General features: G+C 68.9%; 29 protein-coding genes. 17 read left to right on the top strand and 12 right to left on the bottom strand.

Annotated features, from left to right (window positions below):
• Positions 1-13 precede the first annotated feature (13 nt).
• On the top strand, positions 14-529 hold the full coding sequence (locus LX88_RS37055) for a snapalysin family zinc-dependent metalloprotease (RefSeq protein WP_258952422.1): 516 nt from the start codon (positions 14-16) through the stop codon (positions 527-529).
• Positions 530-572: 43 nt separating this feature from the next.
• On the opposite strand, the gene LX88_RS37050 is transcribed toward LX88_RS37055, so the two are convergent.
• From LX88_RS37050 to LX88_RS37030, 5 genes are all read right to left on the bottom strand, one after another.
• On the bottom strand, positions 573-2,405 hold the full coding sequence (locus tag LX88_RS37050) for a diguanylate cyclase domain-containing protein (RefSeq protein WP_258952421.1): 1,833 nt from the start codon (positions 2,403-2,405) through the stop codon (positions 573-575).
• Complete coding sequence (locus LX88_RS37045) at positions 2,405-3,205, bottom strand: SAM-dependent methyltransferase (RefSeq protein ID WP_258952420.1); 801 nt, start codon at positions 3,203-3,205, stop codon at positions 2,405-2,407. Before LX88_RS37045 ends, LX88_RS37050 begins: the two co-directional genes overlap by 1 nt.
• A gap of 99 nt (positions 3,206-3,304) precedes the next feature.
• Complete coding sequence (locus tag LX88_RS37040; RefSeq protein WP_258952419.1) at positions 3,305-3,748, bottom strand: hypothetical protein; 444 nt, start codon at positions 3,746-3,748, stop codon at positions 3,305-3,307.
• Positions 3,726-4,343 (bottom strand): RNA polymerase sigma factor, encoded by a 618-nt coding sequence (locus tag LX88_RS37035; protein ID WP_258952418.1) that lies wholly within the window; start codon positions 4,341-4,343, stop codon positions 3,726-3,728. Before LX88_RS37035 ends, LX88_RS37040 begins: the two co-directional genes overlap by 23 nt.
• A gap of 54 nt (positions 4,344-4,397) precedes the next feature.
• Positions 4,398-5,294 carry a S8 family peptidase gene (locus LX88_RS37030; protein ID WP_258952417.1) on the bottom strand — a complete coding sequence of 299 codons (897 nt, stop codon included), beginning with the start codon at positions 5,292-5,294 and terminating at the stop codon, positions 4,398-4,400.
• On the opposite strand from LX88_RS37030, the gene LX88_RS37025 reads away from it, so the two are divergent.
• The 5 genes from LX88_RS37025 (at position 5,256) to LX88_RS37005 (ending at position 10,925) form a co-directional block, all read left to right on the top strand.
• Entirely contained in the window at positions 5,256-5,678 is a 423-nt protein-coding gene (locus LX88_RS37025; RefSeq protein WP_258952416.1) for a hypothetical protein, read from the top strand. The two genes, LX88_RS37030 and LX88_RS37025, sit on opposite strands and share 39 nt — an antisense overlap.
• Positions 5,675-8,263, top strand: coding sequence for a CHAT domain-containing protein (locus LX88_RS37020; protein WP_258952415.1), 2,589 nt, complete (start codon positions 5,675-5,677; stop codon positions 8,261-8,263). Before LX88_RS37025 ends, LX88_RS37020 begins: the two co-directional genes overlap by 4 nt.
• An 86-nt stretch (positions 8,264-8,349) precedes the next feature.
• Positions 8,350-9,183, top strand: coding sequence for a helix-turn-helix domain-containing protein (locus LX88_RS37015; RefSeq protein WP_258952414.1), 834 nt, complete (start codon positions 8,350-8,352; stop codon positions 9,181-9,183).
• A gap of 10 nt (positions 9,184-9,193) precedes the next feature.
• Positions 9,194-9,370, top strand: coding sequence for a DUF397 domain-containing protein (locus LX88_RS37010; RefSeq protein WP_258952413.1), 177 nt, complete (start codon positions 9,194-9,196; stop codon positions 9,368-9,370).
• Between the two features lie 22 nt (positions 9,371-9,392).
• On the top strand, positions 9,393-10,925 hold the full coding sequence (locus LX88_RS37005; protein WP_258952412.1) for an FAD-binding oxidoreductase: 1,533 nt from the start codon (positions 9,393-9,395) through the stop codon (positions 10,923-10,925).
• Here the strand turns inward: LX88_RS37005 and LX88_RS37000 are convergent.
• Positions 10,906-11,178, bottom strand: a complete 273-nt coding sequence (locus LX88_RS37000; RefSeq protein WP_258952411.1) for a YggT family protein — start codon at positions 11,176-11,178, stop codon at positions 10,906-10,908. The two genes, LX88_RS37005 and LX88_RS37000, sit on opposite strands and share 20 nt — an antisense overlap.
• Positions 11,179-11,262: 84 nt before the next feature.
• Between LX88_RS37000 and LX88_RS36995 the strand changes: the two genes are divergently transcribed.
• From LX88_RS36995 to LX88_RS36980, 4 genes are all read left to right on the top strand, one after another.
• Positions 11,263-11,592: a TfoX/Sxy family protein gene (locus tag LX88_RS36995; protein ID WP_258952410.1), complete on the top strand. Its 330-nt coding sequence runs from the start codon at positions 11,263-11,265 to the stop codon at positions 11,590-11,592.
• Positions 11,589-12,173, top strand: coding sequence for a hypothetical protein (locus LX88_RS36990; RefSeq protein ID WP_258952409.1), 585 nt, complete (start codon positions 11,589-11,591; stop codon positions 12,171-12,173). The genes LX88_RS36995 and LX88_RS36990 overlap by 4 nt, the downstream gene beginning before the upstream one ends.
• Before the next feature lie 93 nt (positions 12,174-12,266).
• On the top strand, positions 12,267-12,710 hold the full coding sequence (locus tag LX88_RS36985; RefSeq protein WP_258952408.1) for a nucleoside deaminase: 444 nt from the start codon (positions 12,267-12,269) through the stop codon (positions 12,708-12,710).
• 164 nt (positions 12,711-12,874) lie between these two features.
• Positions 12,875-13,318: a Rossmann-fold NAD(P)-binding domain-containing protein gene (locus LX88_RS36980; protein ID WP_258952407.1), complete on the top strand. Its 444-nt coding sequence runs from the start codon at positions 12,875-12,877 to the stop codon at positions 13,316-13,318.
• Here LX88_RS36980 and LX88_RS36975 read toward each other — a convergent pair whose 3' ends face one another.
• The 3 genes from LX88_RS36975 to LX88_RS36965 are packed head-to-tail and all read right to left on the bottom strand — an operon-like array spanning position 13,319 to position 15,536.
• Positions 13,319-13,681, bottom strand: coding sequence for an STAS domain-containing protein (locus LX88_RS36975; RefSeq protein ID WP_090074058.1), 363 nt, complete (start codon positions 13,679-13,681; stop codon positions 13,319-13,321). It lies immediately after the preceding gene.
• 20 nt (positions 13,682-13,701) lie between these two features.
• Positions 13,702-14,469, bottom strand: coding sequence for an iron-containing redox enzyme family protein (locus LX88_RS36970; protein ID WP_258952406.1), 768 nt, complete (start codon positions 14,467-14,469; stop codon positions 13,702-13,704).
• On the bottom strand, positions 14,469-15,536 hold the full coding sequence (locus LX88_RS36965) for a carboxylate-amine ligase (RefSeq protein WP_258952405.1): 1,068 nt from the start codon (positions 15,534-15,536) through the stop codon (positions 14,469-14,471). The genes LX88_RS36970 and LX88_RS36965 overlap by 1 nt, the downstream gene beginning before the upstream one ends.
• Before the next feature lie 49 nt (positions 15,537-15,585).
• Between LX88_RS36965 and LX88_RS36960 the strand changes: the two genes are divergently transcribed.
• On the top strand, positions 15,586-16,509 hold the full coding sequence (locus LX88_RS36960) for a DNA topoisomerase IB (protein ID WP_258952404.1): 924 nt from the start codon (positions 15,586-15,588) through the stop codon (positions 16,507-16,509).
• On the opposite strand, the gene LX88_RS36955 is transcribed toward LX88_RS36960, so the two are convergent.
• The 3 genes from LX88_RS36955 to LX88_RS36945 are packed head-to-tail and all read right to left on the bottom strand — an operon-like array spanning position 16,496 to position 18,160.
• Positions 16,496-16,921, bottom strand: a complete 426-nt coding sequence (locus tag LX88_RS36955) for a DUF4383 domain-containing protein (protein ID WP_258952403.1) — start codon at positions 16,919-16,921, stop codon at positions 16,496-16,498. The two genes, LX88_RS36960 and LX88_RS36955, sit on opposite strands and share 14 nt — an antisense overlap.
• 42 nt (positions 16,922-16,963) lie before the next feature.
• Complete coding sequence (locus LX88_RS36950) at positions 16,964-17,683, bottom strand: SigB/SigF/SigG family RNA polymerase sigma factor (RefSeq protein ID WP_258952402.1); 720 nt, start codon at positions 17,681-17,683, stop codon at positions 16,964-16,966.
• Positions 17,684-17,695: 12 nt separating this feature from the next.
• Positions 17,696-18,160, bottom strand: coding sequence for an SRPBCC family protein (locus LX88_RS36945; RefSeq protein ID WP_258952401.1), 465 nt, complete (start codon positions 18,158-18,160; stop codon positions 17,696-17,698).
• A 211-nt stretch (positions 18,161-18,371) separates the two neighbouring features.
• Between LX88_RS36945 and LX88_RS36940 the strand changes: the two genes are divergently transcribed.
• The 6 genes from LX88_RS36940 to LX88_RS36915 are packed head-to-tail and all read left to right on the top strand — an operon-like array spanning position 18,372 to position 25,060.
• Entirely contained in the window at positions 18,372-19,148 is a 777-nt protein-coding gene (locus LX88_RS36940; protein WP_372511499.1) for an ABC transporter ATP-binding protein, read from the top strand.
• Complete coding sequence (locus LX88_RS36935; protein ID WP_258952400.1) at positions 19,145-19,963, top strand: ABC transporter ATP-binding protein; 819 nt, start codon at positions 19,145-19,147, stop codon at positions 19,961-19,963. Before LX88_RS36940 ends, LX88_RS36935 begins: the two co-directional genes overlap by 4 nt.
• Complete coding sequence (locus tag LX88_RS36930) at positions 19,960-21,783, top strand: AMP-dependent synthetase/ligase (protein ID WP_258952399.1); 1,824 nt, start codon at positions 19,960-19,962, stop codon at positions 21,781-21,783. The genes LX88_RS36935 and LX88_RS36930 overlap by 4 nt, the downstream gene beginning before the upstream one ends.
• Positions 21,776-22,663, top strand: a complete 888-nt coding sequence (locus LX88_RS36925) for a branched-chain amino acid ABC transporter permease (protein WP_258952398.1) — start codon at positions 21,776-21,778, stop codon at positions 22,661-22,663. Before LX88_RS36930 ends, LX88_RS36925 begins: the two co-directional genes overlap by 8 nt.
• Before the next feature lie 38 nt (positions 22,664-22,701).
• The gene (locus LX88_RS36920; RefSeq protein ID WP_258952397.1) at positions 22,702-23,760 is read left to right on the top strand and encodes a branched-chain amino acid ABC transporter permease; all 1,059 of its coding nucleotides are present in this window, start codon (positions 22,702-22,704) and stop codon (positions 23,758-23,760) included.
• Between the two features lie 13 nt (positions 23,761-23,773).
• Positions 23,774-25,060, top strand: coding sequence for an ABC transporter substrate-binding protein (locus LX88_RS36915; RefSeq protein ID WP_258952396.1), 1,287 nt, complete (start codon positions 23,774-23,776; stop codon positions 25,058-25,060).
• The last annotated feature ends 28 nt before the right edge of the window (positions 25,061-25,088 follow it).

Genomic DNA, 25,088 nt, shown 5'->3' with positions numbered 1-25,088 from the left:
CGAGGAGATTCCTGTGTCCCTGCGCAAAACAATCGGCGTGGCCGCCAGTGTTGTCGCCATGTCGGTCGGTCTCATCGGCACCGCGGAAGCCGCGCCCCGCATCGTGACCTACAACTCCAGCAACACCGGTGAGTTCCAGGCCGCGATCGACAAGGGCGCGCAGGTGTGGAACGCCAGCGTGGCGAACGTGCAGTTCCGTAAGGTGCCCGGCACCGCGAACGTGATGGTGAGCGTGGACAACCAGTGGCCCCGGGCTTACGTGACGAGCCTCGGTCGCGGCCGGTGGGTCATGGGCCGCCAGGCGGTCAACGAGGGCCACGACACCGTGCGCATCTCGTCCCACGAGTTCGGGCACCTGCTCGGCCTGCCCGACCGCAGGACGGGGCTGTGCACCGACCTGATGTCCGGTGCCAGCGCCGGCACGTCGTGCAAGAACCCCAACCCGAACACCAGGGAGAAGGCCGAGGTCGAGGCGAACTTCCGTTCGATGGTGACCGTCCAGCCGACGACCTTCGCGGACGCCGCCTAAGCAGCGGGTGAGTGGTTGTGGTCTCCCTGACGGCCACAACCACTCACGGCGAGACCACCAGGTCCACGCCCAGCGCCCGCAGCTCGTCCGGGTCGCCCGGCCCGCCGATCACGTGCACGCCGGCCGACCGCAGCAATGGCACCATCAGCGCAAGACCTTGGCGCGCCAGGCGTTCCGAAGGTGGCTTGGCCAGCCGGACGCCCCACACCGGACTGCGGTCCACAGTGGACAGGCCGGCGAACCCGCCGCCGAACTCGTGCAGCAGGACGTGCACGCCCATGTCGTGCAGCACCTCGAGGTTCTCCTCGCCGTCCGGCATCGACCTGACGTCCAGCGCCAGGAACAACGACGAGGCCGGGAACGAGCTGACCCGCAACGTGGACCGCACGTGCGCCGCGAGGTCCGGGTCCCGCGACTGGTCCCTGGACAACCGGATCAGCACCGGCTCGCCGCGCGAGCACGCGTCCCGCAGCACCAGCTGCCCCAGCCGTGACGCCAGTCCGAGGGCGTCCGCGTGGGCCACGACGTCGTCGTGCCGGGTGGCACCCCAGTGCACGGACGCCTCCACGAAGGCCAGCTGTCCCGAAACCCACGACACCGGCGCGTACTCCACGGAGATCTCGCCGTTCTCGAAGGCACCGGGCATCGCCGCGATTCGCGCGAATCTCGCCCGGTCGGCGGCGTCGGCCTCGTGGTCGTAGATGCCCCACTGCCTCTTGCCGCCGGTCTCGGCTCTGCGCAACGTCGAATGCGCACGCCGCAGCACGGTCGTGGGGTCGACGCCGGGACCGGAGGTGTGCACGAAACCGATCGACGTCGACACCGCGACCCCGGCGCCCTCCAGGTACACGGGCTCGGAGAGTTCCTCGTCGATCATCGCCGCCAGTGCCGCGACGTCGGGCGATCCGTGGATCAGCACCACGAACTCGTCGCCACCGACCCGCGCCACCACCGCGTCCGGCAGCGCGGCCCGCAACCGTCGCGCCACCTCGACCAGCACGGCGTCGCCCGCCACGTAACCGAGGCCGTCGTTGACGATCGTCAGGCTGTCGACGTCCAGGTATCCCAGCGTGTGCGGCTCGCCGGACGCGAGCGCGGACTCCAGCTTGTCGGTGAACGACGCCCGGTTCGGCAGCCCGGTCAGCAGGTCCGTCAGCGACTGGTGCCGCAGCCACTCCTGGAGCATGCGCTGCTCGGTGACGTCCTCGATCAGCGCGACGTGGAACTTCGGCAGTCCGTCCGAGCCGCGCAGCACGGACAGGACGACGTTCGCCCACACCGTGTCCCCGTTGGGGCGGGCCAGTTCCCACTCGCGCCGGTCGGTGTCCACTGAGGACGCGAGCAGTCGGTGGCAGGCCGCGGCCAGCGCGATCGCGTCCGGCTCGGCGAACAGTTCCTTCGGCATCTCCTCGTGGCCGAGGATGGCGGCCAGCGCCTCGTTCGCCTCGACGACCGCGCCCTGCAGGTCGAACATCGCGATGCCCACCGCCGTAGTCGCGAAGACCTGAGCGAACCGGGCCTCGCTGTCGTGCAGGTCGCGCTGCGCGTCCTCGACGGCCTTCAGCAGCGAGTTCTTGACCTTTTCCTGCTCGGCGAACAACTGGTCGCGCGTCGCCCGCACGTACCCCGACGCCAGCGCGCCGAGCACCTCGGGCGAGAACTCGCCTCCGAGCACCTCCAGCGTGCGGCGCAACGAGTCGGGGCCGGTGAAGCGCTTGCGCACCAGCCATTCGCCGATGACCACCGCCGCCTTCCCGGCACGCAGCCGGGCGGCGTGCTCGTCGAGGTGCTGCGTCAGCTTCCGCCGCGACATCGGCGAGTACGCGCTCTCGATCAGAACAGCCGCCCAGCGCTGTGCGAGGGACGAGGCGGACATCAGGGCTTGCGACCCACCGCGGCGTAGAGGTTCGCCTTCGACGGCTCGTCGCCGACGTCCTCGGGGGTCTCCGGCCGCCACTGCGGCGTGAACACGATGCCGGGCTCGACGATCTCCGTGCCCGCCAGCATGTCCGCCACCTGTGCCTTGGTGCGGGGCGTGATCGGCTCCGCGGTCTTCGCGAAGATCTCCTTACCTGCCGCCATGGCCGCCGGCATGCTGTCCGCGGTGAAGTGCGACAGCGCCAGGTACGACCCGGACGAGAGAGACTCCACGTAACGCGAGAGCACACCCCACGGGTCGTCCGAGTCGGGGATGAACTGCAGGACACCCACGACCAGAAGCCCGATCGGCTGGGAGAAGTCGAGGTGCTGCGACGCCTGCGCCACGACCTTCTCCGGCTCGCGCAGATCGGCCAGCAACGCCGTCACGTTCGGTTCGCCCGCCAGCATCAGTTCGGCGTGCGTGATCGCGACGGGCTCGAAGTCGACGTACACGACCTTGGCCTCGGGAGCGACCTCGTGCGCCACCTCGTGGACGTTGCCGACGGTCGGGATGCCCGAACCGAGGTCGAGGAACTGCCGGACGCCCAGGTCTGCCAGCTCCAGCACCGCACGGCGGAGGTAGGCGCGGTTGAGCCGCGCCATGCCCCGCACCGGAAGGACCTTGATCAGGGCTTCCGCCGTCGCGCGGTCCGCCTCGAAGTTGTGCCCGCCGCCGAGCAGGTAGTCGTAGATCCGAGCGGAACTCGGGACGTCGACGTTGACACCTTCCGGAACCCAGCTGACTCGATCGACCACAGCGACACACCTCTCGCGATGCGAATTCGGAGCGTCGACAACCCTACTGGCCGCGGATGTGGGCCGAACGAATGAAATACGCCGTCACAAGAATGTGAGTCAGAGGATGAACCAGTCGGTGCAACCACTTGCGAACCGGAACTTCACCGGTCCTCGCGGCGCGACCCCCATGACGAACATCCCCAGTTCGTCCACCACGGCGGTCTCGTGGTCGCCGTTCGGAGTCACCAGCGTGACCGGGCCCGTCGCCGGCACCAGCTGACCGGTGACCCCCGCCGCGGACACCTCGACCTGCAGCATCACGCCGTCCGCGTCGAACACCAGCTGCCGCGCGGTGGCCGTGGACCGGGCACGCGCGAAGAGCGTGTCGTCCAGCACCGAGTCGTACGACGTGATGAGCAGCAGCTCCTCGTCGATGTTCCGCCAGGTGAACGCGGCCTTCGCGGCCTCCACGAACTCCGGTGGAACGTCGTCCCGGGGTGTGCTCAACGCGTCGCGCAAGGCATCGAGCAGTACTTCGTCACTGTCCCAGTCGTGCCGCACCCAGCACACCTCCTCTCTTCGCCGGAGATCCCAGGAACGCTGAAAGCGCAGGGGTCTTCCGCAGCTTCTCCAGGCAACGTATCCGCGTCGGGCCGATGCTGCCGACCGGCATCGAGAGCTCCTCGCTCACGACCTGGTAGCTCGGCGGCGGGTCCGTCATCAGCTTCTGCAGCAACCGCTTGCACTGGTCCGTGAGGTCGGCGAACCCGTCGCGCAACGCCTGCCGCCGCTCCACCGCCAGCAGGTCCGCCTCCACGTCCGCGTCCACCTGCTCCGACTCCAGCGCGTCGGATTCGGACAACGGGTCGTAGAGGTGCGTCCGCTGCTGCACGCGCAGCACGCGCAGGCACTCGTTGCGGGTGGTCGTCATGATCCAGCCCGGCAGTGCCTCCGGCTCGCGCAGTCGTCCGATCTGCTCCACGAGCCGAAGCCACAGCGTCTGGTTCACGTCGGCCGCGTCCGTTGGGCGCAGCCGGTGCTTGTAGATCACCGACACCACCAGCGGCGTGTAACGGTCCACGATCTCGTTCCACGCCGACTGATCGCCCTCGGCCGCCGCGCTCACGAGCGCGGCGATCGGGGATGCAGAACTCACGTCGACTCCTTGCGGTCACAACTGGCGGAGGCCGGGGTTGCCTCGCAGATACAACTATTTGACGAAAACTCCGTAGCCGGTGTGGAACTCCGGCCCGGTCAGCAGCTTGTCACGTGCCTGACGTGCGTCGATGCCGTCCGAGACCATGGTGGCGGCGATCCGGCCGGTGACCAGGGGAGCGGCGAACGACGTGCCGTACCACTCCGCCCACAGGGCGAACGGCGTAGCCGCGGCTTCACCCGGCAGGTGCCACTCGCCCTTGAGGTAGGTCGAGGCCCGGTTGCCGATCGCGCACGCGTCGACCCAGTGGCCCCAGTTCGAGTAGAAGGCGGGACCGATCGAGCCGTCCCGTTCCTGCTGGGCGGCGGCGACGGCGGTGACCCCGCACAGCGCGGCGGGCCAGCTCGGACGCTGCGTGCCCTGGTTGCCGGCGGAGGCGACCACGACGATGTCCTCGGGCAGCGCCTCGATGGTGCGCCGCAACGGTTCCGAGGCCACGTCGTCCGCGGTGAAGCAGCCGAGCGACAGGTTGAGCACGTTGATCTTCTTACGGCCCAGCTCGGTGATCTTGCGGCAGATCAGTTCCTCGTCACCGAAGCCGTTCGGGTCGAGGCCGGCCTCCGGGTCGAACGTGACGCCGGGCGCCGCGTTCTGGATGACACCCGCGACGAACGTGCCGTGGCCGCCCTGCAGCGCGAAGTTGTCGCCGCTGCTGTAGGCGGCGTCGATGTCGTCGGTCTCCTTGTCGTAGCGGCCGTCGAACCAGTCGGAGTGCTCGCTGTCGGCGCCTGAGGAGATACCGGTGTCGACGATGCCGACGCGGACGTCCTTGAGGCGCTCGTCGAACTTCGGCGCCGAGACGGGGTCGGCCGGGTGGGGCCGGTCGCCGGGGTTGCCCATGACGAGACCGCCGTGACCGACGACCACGTGGTGCGGCTGCACGAGCGGCACGCGCTCGTTCGGCCAGTTCCGCTGGTCGCGCAGCAGGCGGACAATGCGGGGAATGTCCTCCGCGTTGTTCGGCAACGTCAATCGCGCCAAACCGGCGAATCCTTCGCCCGGCCGGGCGATGATGTTGTTTTCCCGGAGCTTTTCGACCACGCGTTGTTGGTCTTCGGCGGCGACGAGCAGCTGACCGGGTCGATAAAGGAATTCACGCCCGCGTTCGGCGTGGAAGCTGATGGTCTTGTCCTCGGCGATGAGCTGCAGGAAAGCTCTTTGGTAAAGCTCCGCGCTTTCTGGCGTTTTCGACACCACGGCCTCACTAAAGCAGCGTTGACGGACACCCCGACCGAGCTTGATCAAGCTACCACAGCGGATAAAGTGTTGCCGTGACCGACTTTTGTGCGGAGGACGCGCTGGAGGCCAGGCAGCGCAACCCGCGCGCGGCCGTGGAGATGGCCCGCGCTGTCCTTCGCGCGACGGAAGATCGTTCGGAATGGTCGATCGCCGAGCGCGCGATCGGCCTCGCGTTGCGGGAGATGCACGACTTCCCCGGCGCGGCCCGGCACCTCCGCCGCTCGATCAGGATCGCCTCGGAGGCGTCGCTGCCCCGGTTGTCCGCGCTGGCCCAGATGAGCCTGGCGTGGGTGCTCGCCTACACGGGCAAGCAGAAGGCCGCGCTGACGTTGCTGGACGACGCCATGCCCGAGTTGACGGGCGCGGACTCGGTGGCCGCACTGATGCAACGCGGCGTCGTCTTCCACTACCTGACGCGGTACGACGACGCGCAGCGCGACTACACGGCGGCCATCGCCGGTGCGCGTCGAGTGGGGGACCGGCTGGTCGAGGCGCGCGCTCTCAACAACCGCGGCCTCGTGCGCGCGTACGTGGGGAACATGCGTGAGGCGTCGGCCGACTTCTCGCTGGCGGCCTCGCTGCTGGGGGAGCTGGGCCAGGAGCTCGGCGTCGCCGACGTGCACTGGAACGCCGGCATCATGGCGACGCGCGGCGGCGACGTGCCCGCCGCGCTGACGTTGTTCGACAAGGCGGAGGAGGTGTACCGCCGCCTCGACGTGATGCGCCCGGTGCTGCTGGTCAACCGCTTGGAGCTGCTCGTCTCGGTGCCGCTGCTGGACGAGGCCCGCGCCGCGGCCGACCGCGCGATCCCCGAGCTGAAGGCGCTGAAGAACCCGCTGGGCGTCTCGGAGGCCCTGTACTTCCGCGCCCGCATCGCCCTGCTGGACGACGACCCCGACGCGGCGAACGGGTTCGCCGCCGAGGCGCGCCGCCGGTTCCGCCGCGAGCAACGCCTGCTGTGGGCGGCCGGCGCGCGTTACCTGGAGCTGCACGCGGCCGTGCTGCGCGGCGACCGCTCGCGTCCGTTGCGCCTGGCGCTGTCGCGGGTCGCCTCCGAGCTGGACGCGATGGACTGGCGGCTGCCCGCGCTGGAGGCCCGCATCGACGCGGGCCTGGTGGCCGCGGACCTGGGCCACCGCGCGCGTGCGGTCGCCGAGCTGTCGGTGGCGGCTGCCGCGCGACTGCGTGGCCCGGCCGGTCTGCGCGTGCGCGGCTGGTACGCGGAAGCGTTGCGCCGCAAGCTCTCCGGTGACGTCCGGGGGACGTCTTCGGCTCTCCGGCGTGGCATCGGCCTGCTGGACGAGTACCGGGTGTCCCTGGGCGCCGCCGAGCTGCGCGCCTCAGCGGGCGTGCAGGGCCAGGCTCTTGCGCTGGAGGGCCTGCGGCTGGCCGTGGCCTCCGGCAACGCCGCACGCGTGCTGTCGTGGACCGAGAGCTGGCGCGCCGGCGCGCTGCGGATGAAGTCCGTGTCGCCCCCCGACGACCCGCGCCTGGAGGACGCGCTGGCGTCGTTGCGCGCGGTGGCGGCGGACGTGGAATCCGCTGTGCTGGCCGGAAAACCGGCGGGTGCCCTGCGCGTGAAGCTGGTGCGCGCCGAGCAACGCGTCCGCGACCTGACCCGCCAGGTGTCGGGCGAGGTCTCCGTCTTCAAGCCGCCGTCGGTCCCGTCCCTGGTCACCGCCCTGGGTTCGTCGGCGCTGATCGAGTTCGTGGAGGACGACGGCACGCTGATGGCCGTCGTCCTGGCCGGCGGCCGCGCCTCCCTGCACTCCCTGGGCGCCGCGGAGGGCGTGGTCCGCGAGATCCGCCTGCTCCGCTTCGCCCTGCACCGCCTGGTCACCCTGCCGCCGAACCTGCCGAACCTGGCCGTGGCCCGCTCGTCGGCCTCCCACGCCGCCGCACTGCTGGCCCGCCGCCTGCTGGACCCGCTGGCCCCGCGCATCGACGGCCGTCCGCTGGTCGTCGTGCCCACCGGCGCGCTGAACGGCCTGCCGTGGGCGGTCCTGAACCGCCAGGTGACGGTCGCGCCGTCCGCCTCCGTCTGGCTGCGCGCCACGTCGGTGCCGGACGCCTCGGGCGAAGCCGTGCTGGCCGCGGGCCCGCGCATGGCCGCCGCCCCCGACGAGATCAAGGCCATCAGCGCCCACGTGCCGGGCCGCGTCCTGGTCGGTGACGAGGCGACGGTGAGCGCCGTGGCGTCCGCGATGGACGGTGCCGCGCTCGCCCACGTCGCCGCCCACGGCTCGTTCCGCGTCGACAACCCGCTGTTCTCCGCTTTGGAACTGGCCGACGGGCCGTTGACCGTCTACGACATCGAACGCCTGCGCCGCCCTCCGACGCTGGTGGTGCTGTCGGCGTGCGACACCGGTCAGTCCGCCGTTCGTCCGGGCGACGAGTTGATGGGGTTCACCGCGGCGCTTCTCGGGCTGGGCACGCGGACGTTGATCGCGCCTGTCGTGCCGGTGCCCACCGACGGCACGGCTCCGGTGATGGTGGAGCTGCACCAGAAGCTGGCTGCCGGGATGGCTCCGGCCGAGGCCTTGGCGGCGGTGCAGCGTGCCGCGGTGGACGACGCCGCCTACGCGGCTGCCGTCGGCTTCGTGTGCTTCGGCGCGGGGTGATGGAGGGTCTCCATCGACCATCTCTTCGGTTGGTCTTGGCCCCAAACGGTGTTTGACGACCCGGAACCGCCCCTATTTTCCTTGCCATGCCAGCAAGAGCCTCCACTGTGCGCGGCCGCGAGTTCGGAGCGGGAGTCCGCGCAGTAGTCGATTCGACGGGTATGTCGCACCGCGCCATAGCCGAGTTGTTGGGCTGGGATCCGCAAAAGCTCTCGGACCTGCTCACGGGCAAGGGCGGGGTGAGCGAGATCGACTTCGCCCGGCTGCTGGGCCTGTGCCGGGTGACCGAGGAGGAGTTCGACCACCTCATGGCCCTGCTGAAGGTGTCGAGGGAGAAGGGGTGGTGGCAGTTCTACGGTGCCGACCTGCCCATCCAGCTGCGCACGCTCTTCGAGCACGAGGACGTGGCGAAGGAGATCGTGAGCTGGCACCTGGCACTGGTCCCTGGTCTGCTTCAACTTCCCGAGTACATGAGGCCGCTGATCAGGCAATGGCCCACCATCAAGAAGCCGGAGCAGGTCGAGCAGCGCGTCAAGGCGCGGGTGGAGCGCCAGCGGGTGCTCGGAGAGCGGCGGAACTTCACCTTCTACGTGCACCAACAGGCGTTGCAGCTTCCCGTCGGCGGCGAATCGGTGTGGCGTGACCAGCTCCATCACCTGTTGCGGATGTCGGTGCGGCCGTACATCCACATCCGGGTCGTGCCCACCGCGATCGGCGCGCATCCCGGAACGATGGGCGAGTTCAAGGTGATGAAGTTCGAGAAGCTGTCGCCGATCGTCTACCTGGAAACGAACAACTCCTGCATCTTCCTGGAGGACAAGGCCACGCTCGACCTCTACACGAACATCCTCACGGCGCTCGATGCGGTGGCGCTTGATGCGGAAGGATCGAGGCGATTGATCACCGACATCGTCTCCTGAGGAGGCCACTGTGTGGCGCAAGAGCAGCTACAGCCCTGACGGCGACAACTGCGTGGAGATCGGTGCCGGAGTCGGTGTCCGGGACAGCAAGTCCCCTGCCACTCACATCCCGCTGTCCCAGCCGGGCTGGGAAGCCTTCCTCGCGTCGGCCAAGAGCGACGACTTCGGGCCATTCCAGAACGCCTGAGTTTCGCTTATGGTTGCGCGTCATGACAACGAGGTCGTGGTGGGGCTGGGGCAACGTCGAGGACGCCGTTACCCCGGATGAGCGCCGTGCGCTGGTCGAACGGGTCCGGGCGGTGCTGCCGGACGCGGACCTGACGTTCCACTCGCCGCCGGACCCCGCCGCGCTCGACCTGCCCGCCTCCCGGATCGAGCCGAGCGAGATCTACTCGACCGATCCGGTCGACCGGCTCGCACATGCCCGCGGCCAGGCCTACCGCGACGTCACCCGCAACCTCGCCGGTGACGTCGGGCCGTTGCCCGATGCCGTAGCCCGGCCGCGCACCGAGCAGGACGTCGTCGACGTGCTGGACTGGTGCGGGTCGAACGACGTGGCGGTGATTCCCTTCGGTGGCGGCACTTCCGTGGTCGGTGGCGTCGAGCCGCGTGACCTGGACCGCGTCGTGACGATGGACCTCCAGCACCTGGACCGGGTGCTGGAGGTCGACCCGGCCAGCCGCGCCGCCCGCGTCCAGGCGGGGGTGCTGGGGCCGTCGCTGGAGGCGCAGCTCAAGCCGCACGGCCTGACGTTGCGGCACTTCCCGCAGTCGTTCGAGTTCTCGACGCTCGGCGGCTGGCTCGCCACGCGTGCGGGCGGCCACTACGCCACGCTCTACACGCATGTTGACGACTTGACCGAGTCGCTCAGGGTCGTGACGCCGCAAGGGATCAGCGAGTCGCGCCGGTTGCCGGGATCGGGTGCGGGGCCGTCGCCGGACCGGCTCTTCCTGGGCTCCGAAGGGACTCTGGGCGTGATCACCGAGGCTTGGATGCGCCTGCAGGAGCCGCCCGTGCATCGGGCCGGGGCCTCGGTGCGGTTCGCGTCGTGGGAACGGGCCGTCGAGGCGACGCGGCTGATCGCGCAGTCCGGGTTGTACCCGGCGAACTGCCGTCTGCTGGACCCGGCGGAGGCGTTCCTCAACGCCGGCTCGGCGCAGGCCGTGCTGGTGCTGGCCTTCGAGTCCGCGGACCACCCGGTCGACGCGAAGCTCGCGCGGGCGCTGGAGCTCTGCGGGGGCGGCGAGGTCGTCGAGGGCGCGGCGCGGCAGTGGCGGAAGTCGTTCCTGCGCATGCCTTATCAGCGGGACGCGATGGCGCAGCACGCGATGATCACCGAGACGTTCGAGACGGCCTGCACCTGGGATCGCTTCGCCGGACTGCACGCGGCCGTGACGGAGGCGGCGACCAGGGCGTTGCGGGAGGTGTGCGGCATCGGCATCGTCACGTGCCGCTTCACCCACGTCTACCCGGACGGCCCCGCGCCGTACTACGGCGTCTACGCGCCGGGCCGCTGGGGCAGCCTCACCGCGCAGTGGGACGAGATCAAGGCCACGGTCTCCGAGGCGCTCATCGCGTCAGGCGGCACGATCACGCACCACCACGCCGTCGGCCGCGACCACATGCCCTGGTACACGCGCCAACGGCCGGACGTCTTCGGCGCGGCCCTGTCCGGTGCCAAGGCCGCGCTGGATCCTCAGGGCCTGCTCAACCCAGGCGTCCTCACGACACGACCGACCTGAGGATCAGCGCCGCGATGAACACCAGCGTGAACGCCAGGTCGAGCCCGAACCCGCCGAGCCGCACCGGCGGCAACACCTTGCGCACCGGCGCCAGCACCGGTTCGGTGACGCCGTGGGTCACCCGGCGCACCTTCCACACCCAGTCGCCGCGCGCCTGGAAGGTGACCGCCCAGTCCACGATCATCCGGCCGATCATCACGAGGATGAACAACGTCAAGAGCCAATAGAGCAGCCAGCCGACCAAGCCGAACAAGATGGCCTCCTTGTGTCCTGTACGTCCATGAAGCCACACGAATCTGAGAGGCGCCTGGCAACTCGCTGAGACAGTATTCAGCGCATGGCGTACGACGAGGGCCTGGCCCACCGCCTGGGCGAGTCGCTGGGCGACCTCCCGGACCTGAACACCAAGAAGATGTTCGGCAGCCTGGTGTTCCTGTGGCGGGGAAACATGCTGCTAGGAGCTCTGGGCTCCGACCTGATAGCGCGCGTGGGCCCGGAGGCGCAGGCCGACGCGCTGGCCCAGCCGGGCGCCCGCGTCTTCGACTTCACCGGCCGGCCGATGAACGGCTGGGTGGTCGTCGACGGCGAGGCCGTGGCGGAGGACGAGGCGCTGGAGGAGTGGATCGCGCGGTGCCGCGAGTTCGTGGAAGCGCTGCCGCCGAAGTGACCCTCGTGCAACGGGTCCGGGAGGCGCTGGCCGGCTACGGCCCGATGCGCGAGATCGAGATGCCCGGCGGCGTGCTGTTCGAGTGGGACGACGACCTGCTCGCCGCTGTGGGGAACGACGAGCTGCGTGTGCGTGTGAAAGATGGCTGGGTCACCTCGACCGGCGACCACGACCTGGCTGAGGTGATCGAGCACGCGGCCGGCGTCGTCGTCGCCGAGTGCGTGGTCCGCTGGCACGAACAACTCCGCGCGGGCGGTGACGACGCGTACCGGGCGATGCTCGGCCTCGTCCACGTACGCCGGCGACATCGCCGCAGCTTTGCCGGACGAGGATCGGACCGCGGTGTTCAAGGAGCCCTACCTGCTGGTCTGGTGATCGCGACCCAGCACCGCGCAGCTCGGCGAGCGCCCGCACGCGGTTCCGCCGCAAGGAGCTGGGCCGTCTGTTTCGCAGACGTGCCGACAACCTTACGAACACGACGTCAACGGCAAGGCGTCCTACGTCCGCGGCGCGGCTGCGCAGCCGCGCCGCCGATGAGACGAAGCAGTTCTGGTTCGCCGAGAAGCCCAGCGCGGGCGTGAAGCTGCCCGCCGCCAGTGTCGGCCTGAAGGGTCTCGCCAGAGCAGCACGTCGATGGACGGTGAAGCTGTTCAAGACGAAGTAGCGTCGAACGCATGAATGCTGAGGACATGCTGGCCGTCGCCGTCAAAGAGGCGCGGATCGGACTCGCCGAAGGCGGGATCCCCATCGGCGCGGCACTCTTCGACGGCGACGGCCGTCTGCTGGGCCGGGGCCACAACCGCCGCGTCCAGGACGACGACGCGTCGATGCACGCGGAGACGTCGGCCTTCCGCAACGCCGGCCGCCAGCGGAGCTACCGCGGCACGACGATGGTCACGACCCTGTCGCCGTGCTGGTACTGCAGCGGCCTGGTCCGCCAGTTCGGCATCTCGCACGTCCTGATCGGCGAGGCCACGACGTTCCACGGCGGCCACGACTGGCTGGCGGAGCACGGCGTCGGGATCACCGTCGTCGAGGACCCGGAGCTGGTCGAGCTGATGACCACGTTCATCGCCGAACGCCCGGAGCTCTGGTACGAGGACATCGGCCAGGACTAGGCATGTCGCCACTGGTCCTGTCCGTAGCCGCAGGGTTGCGCGCTCTTTGTGACGCGTCCGTGGTTGATGAGGGGAGCTTTCATAAACCTGAGGTTTATGAAAGCTCCCCTCATAAAGATCAAGTTGCACGAGTGTGCCGCGACCGCAGCACTATCGTGGGATGCATGGCTGCAGTGCTGATCACCGGGGCGGACGAGGACGCGGAGATCGCCCGCCGACTCGTCCGCGCCGGCCACACCGTCCGGTTCGCGCCACTCGACGGCGCCTCGGCCGAGTCCCTGGACTCGCTCGACGTGCTCGTCAACACCGGCGGAGCCGCGCAGGAGACGTTCGAGGGCGCCGTCGAGAGCACCGCGCGCGTCCTGCAGACCTACCTGCCGCTGCTGGAACGGTCCGCCTCCGCCGTCGTGGTGAACGTCAGCGGCCCCGCGGACTCGCCGTCCGCGGCAGCGGTCAACATCGTCACGGTGCAGTACGCGAAGGCGTTCCCACAGATGCGGATCAACGCCGTCGAGCAGGACACCGGCGCCATCGTGCGGATGGCGCAGATCGGACAGGACGGGCCGACCGGCGGCTACTTCGACGCCACGGGCAACCCGCCCTGGTGATCAGGACGAGAAGCGCTGCGTCGCCTCGTCCACCGACTTCACGATGGTGAACACCGCGTCGAGCCCGGTCGCTTCGATGGGTCGCAACGCGGCGCGGGTCGACGCCACCACCACGAACTCGACGCCGGCCTTCGACGCGCGCTGCTGTCCCAGGACCAGGGCCTCCAGCCCGGCGGACCCCAGGAACCGGACGCCGCCGAGATCCACGACGACGGCTCGCAGGCCTTCCGTCACGTGGGTGTCCAGCGGGCCGGTCAGCGAACCACTGGAGGTGGTGTCGAGCTCACCGGACACACGCAGCACGACGACGTCGGGGGCGAGCCGGTCGACGACCACGGTGGCCAGAGCAGTGGGGTCAGGCACGTGATCTCCTTCGTAAGCGGTCAGCACCCCACGTTAACCCGGCCGGAGACCGGCGGTCGACGGCCCCTCAAGGAGGTGCGGCCTGCCTGCTGGGAAGCGTGGACGTGCTGGGTGAGGCGGGCGTGCAGTTCGTGGCACGCGGTGAAGCCGAGGCGGACGTCCTCCGGCGGGCACTGGACGGGCAGCAGCTGCGCGAACGGGTCACCGCCGATGGTGTCGACCGCCGTCAGGAAGCCTACGAGAGCCCCGACGAGCCGCCGGTGCAGGCCGAACAACGACAGCGCGTTCGCCAGCGCGAGGGTCGGTGCGGGCATCTCGTCCACGCCGGCAAAAGGGTCGAGGTCACGCAGCGTCACGGTGAACAGCACCGAATGGGTGTGTTCGGAGCGCGTGCCGTAGGCGTCGCCCTGGATGTCGCGCAGCACCGAGCGCATCTCGCTGCGCGGCTGCCAGAACGCCTGGTGGCGGCGCAGTTCCGCCAGCCCCTCGTCCGACAGCGCGACGGGTGAGGTGACCTCGGTCAACGACCGGAGCGCCCCCTCCCAGCGGGCTTCCAGCGCCGCGTGGAACTGGGCCAGCGCCGGGTGGTCCTCCCAGCCGGTGGCGACGTCGTCGAAGCCGCGCATCCGCAGCTCGTAGCAGATCCACAGCGACAGCTGCAGGTCGTCGTCCTGCCAGGCTTCCCTGGTGCCGCCGCTGACGAGCAGCGCGGGCCGCGGCGGGGGCGGCAGGCGCAGCGCTGCGACCAGGGCTGAGCTCATGTGGCCGCGGGGAGCGGGGAGGCGCATCAGGTTTCCTCACGCGTTCGGGCGATCAGCATGTCCACAAGGGACTCGGGGTCCGGGCAGCGTCGTTGCCGGGCGGCTCCGCAGCCGTTGTGGCGCAACCAGTCCAATTGCTGCTCCACAGTAGACAGAGTGCCACGATCGCGCAGTGCGACCTCGACGTGCTCCACGAGCGACACTGCCCGGTCGAACGCGGGGGAGAGTTTTCCGGTGTGTGGATCGGCGGCCAGTCCGTCGACCCCGTCGCGCGACGCCCGCCAATATGCCGCTCGCAGCACGGAATCGTCCACCCGCTGTTCGGAGGGTTCCGTCACGACGAGGGCCCGGACCAACTCGGCGAGGACCGCGACTTCCGTTGCCAGTTGCGGGATGTCGGCGATGCGGACCTCAACGGTCGGATGATCGGCCGACGGGCGGACGTCCCAGTACACCATCGCCCTGTCCATCAACGCTTCCGAGCTGATCAGCGCCTCGACGGTCCGGTCGTAGTCGTCGGGGCCGTGCCAGAACGGCGGCGGTCCGCTCACCGGCCAGCGCGACCACACCATCGACCGCCAGCTGGCGTACCCGGTGTCCTCTCCCTGGTAGTACGGGGAGTTCGCACTCAGAGCCAGCAACGTCGGCAGCCACGCACGCAGTTTGTTCGACGCCGCCAAGGCCTCGGAACTCGAGGAGACACCTACGTGGACGTGCAGTCCGCAGGCACCCGTTCCGGTGACGAGCCGTCGATGGGAGTACTCGATCCGGTGATAGCGGGGGTCATCCGATCCGGGAGGGGGCCCGGCCTCGCCGATCGGCGGCATGCCCGTCGCCACGAGCCGGCACCCTGCCTCGTCCGCGGCGTCCACGAGCACCCGGCGGCCGAGCCGGACCTGCTCGGACAGCTCGTCGAACGAGGAGGTGACACCGGTGGCGATCTCGATCTGGAACGGCGTGAGCTCACCCTGCACGTCGAGGTCTCCCGGCGCGCGCGAGATCTCCCGGACGCGGGGTGCCAGTGCCACCGGCCGCCGCGAATCGGGATCCACGAGCAGGAACTCCTGTTCCACACCGACCGTGTAGTGATTCATCGGAGAGCGGGTACCCGCTCTCCATGCTGATCAATCCCGGGGTGGCCAGATGAGACTGCGGCGCAGCAACACCGCAGGTCCAGGCTGGACGCGGCGCAGGCAGGGCAAGGGGTTCCGGTACCTCGACGGCGACGGCCGGGCGCTGTCCGCGAGTGACGTCGAACGGGTGAAGGCCCTCGTGATCCCACCCGCCTGGCGGGACGTGTGGATCTCACCGCACCCGAACGGCCACATCCAGGCCGTCGGGTACGACGACGCCGGGCGTCGCCAGTACCTCTACCACGACAAGTGGCGGGCCGACCGCGACACGGAGAAGTTCGCCCGCGTGCTGGAGCTCGCCCCGAAGCTCGGCAGGTTCCGCGAGCAGATCGAGAAGGACATGAGGACGCGCGGCCGGAGGCGGTTGCTCGCCATCGCGCTGCGGATGCTCGACCTCGGTGTCTTCCGCGTCGGCCATGAGGAGTACGCCGAGGAGAACGGGACGCACGGCGTCGCGACCCTGCTCTGCGAACACCTCTCGGTCACCGGCGACCGGGTGCGCTTCCGGTTCCCCGCCAAGCACGGCGTCCAGGTGGACCACGAGATCACCGATCGCGCGCTCGCCGGGGCCGTCCGGTCGTTGCTGCGGGACCGGACGCCGGACTGCCGCGTCTTCGACCTCACCGCGGACGACGTCAACGAACGCTTCCGCGAGCTGGTCGGCGACGAGTTCAGCGTGAAGGACCTGCGCACCTGGCACGCCACGGTCTTCGCCGCCCAGGCGTTCGCGCACGCCTTGCGCGAACGGGGCAAGCCGTCGAAGCGGGCGGTCAGCGCGGTCATGAAGGAGGTCGCGGAGGACCTCGGCAACACGCCGTCCGTGGCGAGGAAGTCCTACGTGGACCCGCGCCTGGTGGAGGCGTTCGAGCACGGCCGGGTGATCAACGGGGGCGACCCGGAACGGGCGGTGCGGAAGCTGCTCAAGCAGGCTTGACGGCGGCGGCGCGGTCGCACTGGCGGCACCACGCCGCCCCCTGCGCCGCCGCCAGCGAGGCGAAGCCGGCGAAGAGGTGCAGCGCGTTCGAGCCGGGGTTGACGTTGAGGAAGTTCACGACCTCGCCGTCGTAGCGGGCCAGGCCCAGCCCGAACATCACCAGGAACAGCACCGCCACGAGCAATCCGGTTCCGGTCAGCGCCTTCAGGCGCGGTACCGCGAACAGCAGGGCGGCGCCGAAGACCAGGTGGATGACGTTCTGCAGCGGGTTGACGCGCAGGCCCAGGACCCACGTGTCCGCCTCACCCGCGAACGACGAGAGACCGGTCACGAAGAACCCGGCCACGCCCCAGAGCACAAGCAGGGCGCCAGTGCCGATCGCCAGTTTCTGGGGCCACCGCAACCGGTTCATGACCCCAGTATCGCCAGAACCGGACATTCCCGCTCGCTCATTTCACTCCTCGGCCAGCAAGTCGTGCCGCAGCTGCTCCAGGGACTTGGTGAGCAGCCGTGACACGTGCATCTGGGAGATGCCCACGCGGCGGGCGATCTCCGTCTGGGTCAGCCGGCCGAAGAAGCGCAGGACCACGATCGTCCGCTCACGGCGCGGAAGGCCCCGCAGCATCGGCTGCAGGGCCTCGTGGATCTCCACGCCTTCCAGCGCTGGATCGTCGACGGTCGAGCTCTCCAGTGAGTCCAGAGGCGCGAACGCGATGTTCTTCTCGATCCGCAGGCCCTCGTAGACGTCGGTGAGCGACACCCCGAGGTGCCGGGCGATCTCCGAGGGAGTCGGAGACCGCCCGGTCCGGTGCGAGAGCTCGGCGGTCGCGCCGTCGATGGCATCGCACAGTTCTTTCAACCTGCGGGGCACGCGCACCGCCCAGCACTGGTCGCGGAAGTGACGCCGCACCTCGCCGGTGATCGTCGGCACGGCGTAGGACAGGAAGTCCGTCTGCCGTGAGACGTCGAACCGGTCGATGGCGTTGATCAGTCCGACCGCCGCCACCTGCGCGAGATCTTCCATGGGCTCGCCGCGTTCGCTGAAACGGCGAGCGATGTGCCGGGCAAGGGGGAGGTACTCGCGCACCAGCCGGTCCCGCATCACGTAGTAACGCGGCGAGTCACGGCTGATGCGGGCGAGTTCCTCAAACGCCGCGTGCTGGTCTGGCGTCAACGCGCACCGCGATCAGACCTGCGGCGGCGGCGTCACGTCGCCCCGCCAGGCGCCGGTCTCGGCACCGCGGTTCTCGATGAACTCCTTGAACCGCTTGAGGTCACCCTCGACCCGGTGGCCGACGACGCCCAGCGCCGCTCCGGCCTTCTCGGTGATGGTCTCGGGGGAGTACTCCATCTGGAGGTGCACCCGAGTCGTGTCGTTGTCCAGGCGGTGGAACGTCACCACGCCACCCTGCGGCGGCCCGTCGACCGTGGTCCACGCGACTCGCTCGTCCGCGTGCTGCTCGGTGATCTCCGCGTCGAACTCGCGGACGACCCCGCCGATCTTCGTGGTCCAGTGGGTCCTGGTCGGCGTGATCTGGTCGATCTTCTCGACCCCGTCCATGAACGCCGGGAAGGATTCGAACTGGGTCCACTGGTTGTAAGCCGTGCTCACAGGCACATGGACGTCCACCGACTTCTCAATGGTGGTCACGAAACCTCCTCCTTCGATTGGTGTCGGAAGGTGAGTACCCGAGCGACGCGCTGTTACACATCCGACCTGTGTCCACACTGGACGGTCACGCAGAGTGCCGAACCGCTTGCGGCCCGCACATCACGAAATCGCCCGCAGTGGTCAAATCGCTCTGTGATCCAAGTCTCACGGGCGGCATACTGCGCGGTATGTCAGGGGCCCCTAGGAGGCGCTGGTGCTCGAAGCGAACAACCTCGAGGTCGTCTACGACGACGTGATGCTGGTGCTCCGCGGCGTGAGCCTGCAGGTGCCGCAGGGCAAGGTCGTCGCGCTGCTCGGTGCGAACGGAGCGGGCAAGACGACCCTGATGAGGGCCTTCAGCGGCCTGCTCGACGTGCACGACGGCAAGGTGACCAAGGGCTCGATCATGCTCGACGGTGAACCGATCCACCGCCTCTCACCGGCCAAGATCGCGGACCGGGGCATCAAACAGGCTCTGGAGGGCCGCCGGATCCTGTCCGAACTGACCGTCGAGGAGAACCTCAAGGTCGGTGGCCACGCGAGGCCGAAGCGGCTCAAGCAGAACCTGGACCGCTGCTACGAGCTGTTCCCCCGGCTGCTCGAACGGCGAAGACAGAGCGCGGGCTACCTGTCCGGCGGCGAGCAGCAGATGCTCTCGATCGGCCGGGCGCTGATGTCGGAACCGTCCTACCTGCTGCTGGACGAACCCAGCCTCGGTCTCGCGCCGCTGCTGGTCCAGCAGATCCGCGACCTCGTCGTGAAGATCAACGAACAGGGCACCACGGTCCTGCTGGTCGAGCAGAACGCCAGCATGGCTCTCTCCATCGCCGACCACGGCTATGTGCTGGAGACCGGCAAGGTCGTCATGGACAAGCCGGCGGAGGCACTTCTCGCCGACGATGACATCCGCGAGTTCTACCTCGGCCTCGGCACCTCCTCGTTCCGTGCGGTCAAGCACTACAAGCGCAGGAAGCGGTGGTTGTCATGAGCGCCGGCGTGCGCGGTTCGGCGGAGGCGCCGTCCACCGCCGTCCTGGAGGTCACCGACGTCCGGCTCGCGTTCGACGGGGTCGTGGCGGTCGACGGGGTGTCGTTCGAGGTCGGGGAGGGTGAGCTCTTCGCCGTCATCGGCCCGAACGGCGCCGGCAAGACGTCCATCTTCAACGTCCTGAGCGGCGTCTACCGGCCGCAGCAGGGCACCGTGCGCTTCCGCGGGCAGGACCTGATCGGCATGCGGCCGCACCGCATCGCCGCGCGGGGCATGGCCCGCACGTTCCAGAACATCGAGCTGTTCTCCCACCTCACCGTCGTCGACAACCTCATGCTCGGCCGCCACAACCACATGCGGTACGGCGCGCTGTCGGCGTTCTTCTGGCTCGGCAGGGCCCGCACCGAGGAGCTGGAGAACAGGGCCGCGGTCGAGCAGGTCATCGACTTCCTCGAACTGGAGCAGTGGCGCCGGTACCCGGTCGGCCTGCTGCCCTACGGCGTGCAGAAGCGCGTCGAGCTGGGCAGGGCGCTGGCCATGGAGCCGAAGCTCCTGCTGCTCGACGAGCCGGTCGCCGGCATGAACGTCGAGGAGACCGAGGACATGGCCCGGTTCATCCTCGACGTCCGGGAGGAGCTGAACATCGCGATGATCATGGTGGAGCACGACATGGGTCTCGTGATGGACCTGGCCGACCGCGTGATGGTCATGGACTTCGGCCGCCCCATCCGCACCGGCACGCCCGCGGAGGTGCAGCAGGACCCCGACGTCATCCGCGCGTACCTCGGCGAGCAGCACAAGAGCGTGACGCCATGACAACAACGACCGTCGTCACGCGCGTGAAGAACAGGGCCGAGCACACGCCTGACCAGATCGCCCTGCGGGCCAAGGACTTCGGTATCTGGCAGGAGGTCACCTGGTCCGGCTACTGGGCGAACGTCGAACTGGTCGGCCACGCGCTGCTCGCGCTGGGCCTGCAGCCGGGCGAGCGGGTGGCGATCGGATCCGAGAACCGGCGCGAGTGGCTCTACGCCGACCTCGGCATCGTCGCCGCCAGGGGCATCACCGTCGGGCTCTACCCGACCAACCCGGCGTCCGAGGTCGCCTACCTGCTGTCCCACTCGGGTTCGCGGATCCTGATCGCCGAGGACCAGGAGCAGGTCGACAAGGCGTTGCTGGTGCTGGAGGACACCCCCGAGCTCGAATGGATCGTCTACGTCGAGCCGCGCGGCATCAAGGGTCGCTACGACAACCCGAAACTGCTGGCCTGGGACGACTTCCTGGCGCTGGGCGCCCAGCACCGCGACTCGTTCCCCGGTGAGCTCACCGAACGCATGGCGGCCGTCGAACCCGGCGACGTCATGACGTTGATCTACACCTCGGGCACCACCGGGCCGCCCAAGGGCGCGATGCTCACCGTGGCGAACGTCGAGTTCGCCGTCCACGTGCTGGTGGAGGGCGGCGGGTTCACCTCGCCGCCACCGTCCTCCGCCGACGTCACGCTGTCCTACCTGCCCTTGTGCCACGTCGCCGAGCGCATCTTCACGACGTGGTTCAGCGCGGCCAGCGGCGTGCAGGTGCACTTCGCCGAGTCGATCGAGACGGTGCAGGCGAACCTGCGCGAGGTGCAGCCGACGATCCTGTTCGGCGTGCCCCGCATCTGGGAGAAGGTGCTGGCCGGCGTCACGATCAGCGTCTCGTCCGCGTCCTGGCTCAAGCGCACGACCACCCGGTTCTGGCTCAAACGCGCCGAGGTCATCGGCGAAACGCTGGTGCACAACGGCGGTAAGCACACGGGCAAGAGCCGGTTGATCTACGCGCTCGGCTGGCTGTTCTGCTTCCGTGCGCTGAAGGCCCGCATCGGCATGCGGCACGTCCGGTACGCGGCTTCAGGAGCCGCGCCGATCGCGCCGGACGTGCTGAAGTTCTTCATGGGCATCGGGGTGCCGATGCACGAGGTCTACGGCATGACCGAGAACACCGCCGTGGCAACGGGGAACCGGCCCGGCCGGGTCAAGATCGGCACGGTCGGCGAACCGCAGCCCGGCACCGAGCTCCGGATCGACGAGGAGACCGGCGAGATCCTCACCAGGCACGGCGGCACGTTCGCGGGCTACTGGCAGGATCCCGACTCCACGCGACGAGTCCTGGACGACGGCTGGCTGCACACCGGTGACGTCGGCGAGTGGGTCGACGGCACGCACGTGAAGATCACCGACCGGATGAAGGACATCATCATCACCGCGGGCGGCAAGAACATCGCGCCGTCCGAGCTCGAGAACGCGCTGAAGACCTCCCCGTACATCAAGGAGGCCGTGGTGATCGGCGACCAGCGGGCCTACCTCGTGGCGTTGATCGGCATCGAGTACGAGACGGTCGGCCACTGGGCGCAGCAACGCAGGATCACCTACACCACCTACCGGGACCTGTCGGAGAAACCCGAGGTCCTGGAACTGGTGCAGGGCATCGTGACCGAGGCGAACGGCAAGTTCGCGACGGTCGAGCAGATCAAGAAGTTCCGGATGTTCCCCAAGGAGCTCGACCACGAGGACGGCGAGCTGACCGCGACCCAGAAGGTCAAGAGATCCGCGCTGGGCAAGATGTTCGACGACCTCGTGGAGAGCATGTATGGATGAGTTTCTCCAGTCGCTGATCCGGGGTCTCGGCACCGGGTCGATCTACTCACTGCTCGCGCTCGGCTTCGTGATCATCTACAAGTCGACGCAGGTGATCAGTTTCGCGCAGCCGGCGTTCATGCTGGCGGGCGCGGTGCTGGTCTCGTACCTCTCGCCCGCGGTGTCGTTCCTCGGGGCTGTTCTCGTCGCCGCCGTGGTGATCGCGGTGCTGGCGCTGGGCGTGGAACGCACGGTGCTGCGGCCGATGGTCGGCAAACCGGTGTTCGTGGTCGCGATCATCACCATCGGCGTGGACGTCGTGGTCAGGGTGGTCACCAACGCGTTCATCGGCCTCGACGTGCGGCAGGTCGGTGACCCGTGGGGCTTGAACACGGTCAGCTTCCTGGGTGCCGAGGTGCAGCAGCGCTACCTCGTGATGATCGCGACGACCGCGGTCGTGACGGCGTTGCTGTTCCTGTTCTTCCGGTACTCGCGGATCGGGCTCGCGATGCGGGCGGTGGCCTACGACCAGGAAGTCGCGCTGGCACAGGGCATCTCGGTCGGATCGGTGTTCGCGCTGTCGTGGGCACTGGCTGGCGGGCTCGCCGCGTTGGCCGGCGTGTTCGTGGCCACGGGCGCGGGCGTCGACCAGCAACTCTGGATCGTGGCGCTGAAAGCGTTGCCCGCGATCATCCTCGGCGGCCTGGAGTCGTTGGGCGGCGCGGTGGTCGGCGGTCTCGCGGTCGGTGTCGTCGAGTCGCTCTTCGGCACCTACCAGGGCGACTTCGCACCGTGGCTCGGGCCCAACTTCGGGCTGGTCGCGCCGTACGCGTTGATGCTGCTCGTCTTGCTCGTCAGACCGTACGGGCTGTTCGGCAAGAGAGAGGTGGAGCGGCTGTGAAAGGTCGTCCTGAGCTGTACACCTCATATGGGCAGGACATGGGATTCCTGAACACGCGTCCCAAACGCGCGTGGTCGGGCGGTCTCGTCGTGCTCGCCCTCGTCCTGCCGTTCATGATCACCGACGACCTGCTGCAGCTGCTCGCCACCGGGTTCGTGGCGGCGATCGGCGCGATCGGGCTGAACATCGTCACGGGGTACGCGGGCCAGGTCTCCCTGGGGCACGCGTTCTTCCTCGCGATCGGTGCGTACACGGCCGCGGCGCTGTCCGGCCCCGAGGACGGGCGGGTGATCGGGTTCGGCATCACGTCGCTGCCGGTCTGGCTGCTGGCCTCGGGGTTGGTGGCCGCGTTGTTCGGCGTCCTGGTGGCGCCGGTGGCGGTGCGGCTGCGGGGGCTCTACCTCGCGATCGTGACGCTGGGGCTGGTCTTCCTGGGGGAGCACGTGTTCCGGGAGTGGACGTCGCTGACCGGCGGGCCCGGTGTCGGCCGGCCCGCCGCCGTGCCCGAGCTGTTCGGGGTGCGGCTGGACCAGGACAGCGCGCTGTTCACGGCGGCACAGCAGCTGTACCTGCTGATGTTCGTGCTGCTGGTGATCTTCGGTGTGCTGGCGCGGAACCTGGTGCGATCGCGCGTCGGGCGGGCGTTCGCGGCGGTGCGGGACCGGGACCTGGCCGCGTCGGTGATCGGCGTCGACCTGACGAGGTACAAGGTCCTGGCGTTCGCGGTGTCCTCGTTCTACGCGGGTGTCGCGGGCGCGTTGTTGTTCGTGGTGAACGGGTTCTTCGATCCCGGCTCGTTCAGCCTGCTGTTGTCAGTGCAGTACATCGCGATGGTGCTCATCGGCGGCGCGGGCACCATCTCCGGAGCGATCATGGGCGCGCTCTTCATCACTCTGCTGCCACGCATCACCAGGGAACTGCCCACGGTGCTGCCGTTCATCAGTGGTGACGCGACCGGCGCGTTCACGGTCTTCCAGCTGGAAGCCGTGCTCTACGGCGTGCTCATCATCGTGTTCCTCATCGTCGAGCCACGAGGGTTGTTCGGCATCTGGGTCCGCGTCCGCAACTACTGGCGCACCTGGCCGTTCTCGTACTGAGGAGAGAATCCCCATGTCCGGTAAGAGACTCGCAGTCATATTCGCTGGAGCGTTACTTCTCGCCTCATGTCGTGGTGGTGGTGACGCCGCGCCGCAGGAGGGCGCCGGCGGCATCAAGGTCGACGCCGGGGTGACCAAGGAGGCGTGCCCGAACGCCGTCGACAAGTCCAAGGGCTGCATCTACCTCGGCACCATCTCCGACCTCACCGAGGGCCCGTTCAAGACCCTGGCCGTGCCGATCACGGACTCGCAGAAGGCGTTCTGGAAGCGCGTCAACGACAAGGGCGGCATCGGCGGCTACGAGGTCGACGTCACCAAGTACGTCAAGGACAACAAGTACAACCCGCAGATCCACAACCAGGTCTACCAGGAGATCAAGGGCAGCGTCCTGGCGCTGACGCAGACGCTCGGCTCGCCCACCACCGTGGCGATCCTGCCGGACCTCGAGAAGACCCCGATGGTCTCCGTGCCGGCGTCCTGGACCTCGTTGTGGGGCCACCAGGAGGTCGTGCTGGAGTCCGGCGCGAACTACTGCGTCGAGTCGATGAACGCCGTCGACTACGCCACCGAGAAGATGGGCGTGAAGTCCGTCATGGCCGTGCACAACGCCGGTGACTACGGCGACGACGCGGCGGCCGGCACGAAGATCGCGGCCGAGAAGCGCGGGCTGACGTTCGAGAACGTGACCACCACGGCCGGCCAGGACAACCAGGGCGGTGCGATCGACGCCGTGGTGTCGAAGAAGCCCGACCTGGTGATCCTGACGACCGGGCCGACCGACGCCGCCGTGATCATCGGCCAGGCCGCGGCCCGTGGCTTCAAGGGCAAGTTCATCGGCACCTCGCCGACGTGGAACCCCGGTCTGCTGAAGTCGCCGGCCGCTCCCGCGATCAAGGCGTTGTACATGCAGTCGGCACCGTGGAAGTCGTGGGGCACCGAGTCCGTCGGTCACACCGCGATGCGCGCGGCACTGCCCGGCGTGACGCCGAACGACGGCTACACCGCCGGTTGGGTGTGGGCGTACCCGCTCAAGGCGGCGCTCGAGAAGGCGGCGTCGAACAAGGACCTGACGCGTGCCGGCGTGCTCGCCGCTGTGCGCCAGCTCAACTCGGTGGACTACGAGGGCATGCTTCCTTCGGGGGCGGGCAACTTCTCCGCCTCGGCCCAGGACGGACTGTTCCGTCAGTCGACGCTCTACCGGCCCGACGACGCCGCTCCGACCGGAGTGACGCTGGTGGAGGACTTCTTCACCGGCTCGACGGCGAAGGACTTCAAGTTCGAGAAGCCCTGCTACCAATGAACCGAACGGGTGACACCCGACGCTGAAA

Source organism: Lentzea californiensis (genome assembly GCF_024648825.1).
GTDB classification, from domain to species: domain Bacteria; phylum Actinomycetota; class Actinomycetes; order Mycobacteriales; family Pseudonocardiaceae; genus Lentzea; species Lentzea californiensis.
Note: the sequence above shows the minus strand (reverse complement) of the source record. Positions and strands in the feature narration are given on the sequence as shown.